The following is a 4,023-nucleotide window of genomic DNA, read 5'->3' as shown; positions in this document are numbered from 1 at the left end:
CGACCACGGTGCCGTCGTCGTCGACCCGCCAGTCCCCGGCCTTCGCGGCCTTGATGGCGGCCTGCACGCCCTTGCCCAGGCGCGGGCCCGCGGCGCGGGCGTTGACCTTCAGCTGCTGGGAGATGCCGAACTGCTCCGGGGAGGCCTCGGCGGCGTCGAGCAGGGTGACGGCCTTGAGGTTCAGCTCGTCCTCGACGATGTGCTCGAAGGTCCCGGCGAGCTTCGCGCCCGAGGGCACGACGACGGTCATCCCGGCCAGGGGCTGGCGCACGCGCAGCTTGTGGGCCTTGCGCAGGGCGGAGCCGTTGGAGCAGATCGTGCGGGTGGTCTCCATGAGCTCCACGAGCTCGGTCTCCGCCGGGAAGCCGGAGGCGTCCGGCCAGTCGGTCAGGTGCACGGAGCGCCCGCCGGTGAGCCCGCGCCAGATCTCCTCGGTGACGAGCGGCAGCAGCGGGGCGGCCACGCGGCAGACGGTCTCCAGGCAGGTGTGCAGCACGTCGAAGGCGACGGTGTCCTCGGCGAAGAACCGGTCGCGGGAGCGGCGGACGTACCAGTTGGTCAGGGTGTCCATGTAGGAGCGCAGGTGCTCGGCGGCGCCCCAGATGTCGTAGGCGTCGAACGCCTCCTTGGTCTGCCGCACCAGCCGCCCGGTCATGGCCAGCACGTAGCGGTCCATGACGTTCTCGGAGTCGTGGCGGGTCCGTGCCTCGTAGCCCGCGCCCCCGTTCGCGGCGTTCGTGTAGAGGCCGAAGAAGTGGTACACGTTCCACAGCGGGAGCATCATCTGGCGCACGCCGTCGCGGATGCCCTGCTCGGTGACCACGAGGTTGCCGCCACGCAGGATGGGGCTGGACATCAGGAACCAGCGCATCGCGTCGGCGCCGTCCCGGTCCAGGACCTCGTTGACGTCCGGGTAGTTGCGCAGGGACTTGGACATCTTCTGCCCGTCGGAGCCCAGCACGATGCCGTGGCTGATGACGTTGCGGAACGCGGGCCGGTCGAACAGCGCGGTCGCGAGGATGTGCAGGGTGTAGAACCAGCCGCGGGTCTGGCCGATGTACTCCACGATGAAGTCGCCCGGGTTGTGGGTCTCGAACCAGTCCCGGTTCTCCATGGGGTAGTGCACCTGGGCGTAGGGCATCGAGCCGGAGTCGAACCACACGTCGAGCACCTCGGGCACCCGGCGCATGGTGGAGCGCCCCGTCGGGTCGTCCGGGTTGGGGCGGGTCAGCTCGTCGATCCAGGGCCGGTGCAGGTCGACCTCGCCGCGGTCGTTGCGCGGCAGCCGGCCGAAGTCGGCCTCGAGCTCGGCCAGGGAGCCGTAGACGTCACGGCGCGGGTGGTTGGGGTCGTCGGACTCCCACACGGGGATCGGCGAGCCCCAGTAGCGGTTGCGGGAGATCGACCAGTCGCGGGCGTTCTCCAGCCACTTGCCGAACTGGCCGTCCTTGACGTTGTCCGGGATCCAGTTGATCTGCTGGTTCAGCTCGACCATCCGGTCCTTGATCCGGGTGACCTCCACGAACCAGGAGGACACGGCGCGGTAGATCAGGGGGTTGCGGCAGCGCCAGCAGTGCGGGTAGGCGTGCTCGTAACTGGCCTGGCGGATCAGCCGGCCCCGCTCCTTGAGGTCGCGGACCACCGTGCGGGCGACGTCCTTGTCGAAGACGTTCTTCCCGGCGAGCCCGGCCAGGGGGGCGCCGGCGGCCAGGGACCCGTCGGCGAACAGGTCGTAGAACACCCCGGCCTCGTCGAGGGACAGCACCACGGGGATGCCGTAGCCGGCGCACACGGTCTGGTCGTCCTCGCCGTAGGCGGGGGCCTGGTGGACCAGGCCGGTGCCGTCGGTGGTGGTGACGTAGTCGGCCACCACGAACTGCCAGGAGGTGCCGGTGCCGAAGCGCTCGGCGTCGGCGAAGTAGTCCCACAGCCGGCGGTAGCGCAGGCCCTCGAGCTCCGCGCCCCGGTGGCGGGCGGTGACCGCGGCGGCGGCCGCCGCGGCCGGGTCCTCCTCCCCGCCCCAGCCGAGGTCCTTGGCGTAGGCGCCCAGCAGGTCCTCGGCGATCAGGAAGCGCCGCCCGGCGAGCTCGCCCGCGCCCGGGACCACGGCGTAGACGATCTCCGGGCCGACCGCGATGGCCTGGTTGGTGGGCAGCGTCCAGGGCGTGGTGGTCCAGGCGAGCGCCTCAACCCCGGCGAGCGCGGTGACGACCTCGGGGTGCTTCGCCCAGGAGGCGTCGTCGAGGACCGGGAAGGAGACGGTGACGGTCTGGTCCTGGCGGTCCTTGTAGACGTCGTCGTCCATGCGCAGCTCATGGTTGGACAGCGGCGTCTCGTCCTTCCAGCAGTACGGCAGGACGCGGTAACCGGAGTAGACGAGGCCCTTGTCGTCGAGGCCCTTGAACGCCGCGATCACCGACTCCATGTAGTCGGGGTTGAGGGTCTTGTAGTCGTTGTCGAAGTCCACCCAGCGCGCCTGGCGGGTGACGTAGTCCTGCCACTCGGAGGCGTACTTCATCACGGAGCTGCGGCAGGCGTCGTTGAACGCGGCGATGCCCATCCGCTCGATCTCCTGCTTGTCGGCCATCCCGAGCTGCTTCATGGCCTCGAGCTCGGCGGGCAGCCCGTGGGTGTCCCAGCCGAAGCGGCGCTCCACGCGCCGGCCCTGCTGGGTCTGGTAGCGGGCCACGAGGTCCTTGACGTAGCCGGTGAGCAGGTGGCCGTAGTGCGGCAGGCCGTTGGCGAAGGGCGGGCCGTCGTAGAAGACGAACTCGTTGGCGCCGTCCTCCCCCGGGTCGCGCCGGTCGATGCTGGCCTGGAAGGTGCCGTCCTGCTGCCAGTAGGCGAGGACGCGCTCCTCCACGGCCGGGAACGTCGGCGCCGCGGGCACGCCGCGGGCCTCGGGGTCGGTGGTCGCCTTGGGGTAGACGGGCTGGTCTGACACGGGATCCTCGTTCTGACGTCGGTGCTGCTCGTGCGGGTCAGGGTGCAAGGACGCTGCCGGCCGGTCGCCCGGGTACAACGCGGTACCACCTCGCTTGCGGTCCCGCCTCCCTCACCGGGCGCGGGGCCGCCGCTCGTTGACTGCTGTGACGGGCTTACCCGTCCGGGTCTACTGAGGACCCGCGGGTCCCGTTCTTCCGGAGGCTCCCCGGTGATGGCCGGATCGGCGCCGATGTGACTGCTCCCATCTTAACCCACCCTCCCCGGGTGCGCGGAGGCGGCGGACGCCGGCGCACCCGGGGAGGGCCCGGTCGCCGGCGGCCGCCGCTCCCGGTCCTCGGTCAGGACGGCCAGGACGGCTAGGAGCGCACGATCTTGTGGGGCGCGGCCTGGGCGACCGGCTTGATCGTCACGGTGTCGAGGTCCACGTGGTGGGGCAGGTTCACGGCGAAGGCGCACACGCCGGCGACGTCCTCCGAGGTCAGCGGCTTCTCCACCCCGGCGTAGACCTGCTCGGCCGCGGCCCGGTCCCCGCCGAGGCGGTTGAGGGAGAACTCGGGGGTGTGCACCAGCCCGGGGGCGATCTCGACGACCCGCACGTTGTGCTCGGCCTCCTCCAGCCGCAGGGCCTCGGTCATGGCGCGCTGGGCGAACTTGGCGGCGTTGTAGCCGGCCCCGCCCTCGTACGCGCGGTGGGCGGCCAGCGAGGTGAGGTTCAGGACGGTGCCCTCGCCGTTCTCGCGCAGGGCGGGCAGGAACGCGCGGGTCATGCGCAGCGTGCCCAGCACGTTGACCTCGTACATCCACGCCCAGTCCTCGGTGCGCGCCTCGGCCACCCGGTCGGTGCCGCGCGCCCCGCCGGAGATGTTGAGCAGCGCGTCCACGCGGCCCTGCTCCTCGAGGACCTGGTCGCGCAGGGCCTCGACCTCGGCGTCGGAGGTCACGTCGCAGGGCGCGGGGATCGCGCCGGTCTGCTCCGCCAGCGCCTCGAGCCGCTCGGCCCGGCGGGCCACGGCGTAGACGGTCCAGCCGCTGCGGCGCAGCTCCCGGGCGGTGGCCTCCCCGATGCCGGTGGAGGCG

2 protein-coding genes are annotated in these 4,023 nt (G+C 71.7%); both read right to left on the bottom strand.

Annotation, left to right across the window (positions count from 1 at the left end; all coding sequences use genetic code 11):
* Nucleotides 1-2,944, bottom strand: a 2,944-nt coding sequence (gene ileS / locus VN520_RS05860; RefSeq protein ID WP_325745770.1) for an isoleucine--tRNA ligase, incomplete at its 3' end; no start/stop codon positions are given.
* Between the two features lie 358 nt (nucleotides 2,945-3,302).
* Nucleotides 3,303-4,023: SDR family oxidoreductase (locus VN520_RS05855; RefSeq protein WP_325745769.1), on the bottom strand; the 721-nt coding region annotated here is incomplete at its 5' end.

Source organism: Streptomyces sp. (assembly GCF_035563135.1).
In the GTDB taxonomy this organism is placed as follows: Bacteria; Actinomycetota; Actinomycetes; order Streptomycetales; family Streptomycetaceae; genus Streptomyces.
The sequence above is the reverse complement of the archived record's forward strand: the minus strand, read 5'-3'. Positions and strand labels throughout refer to the sequence as shown.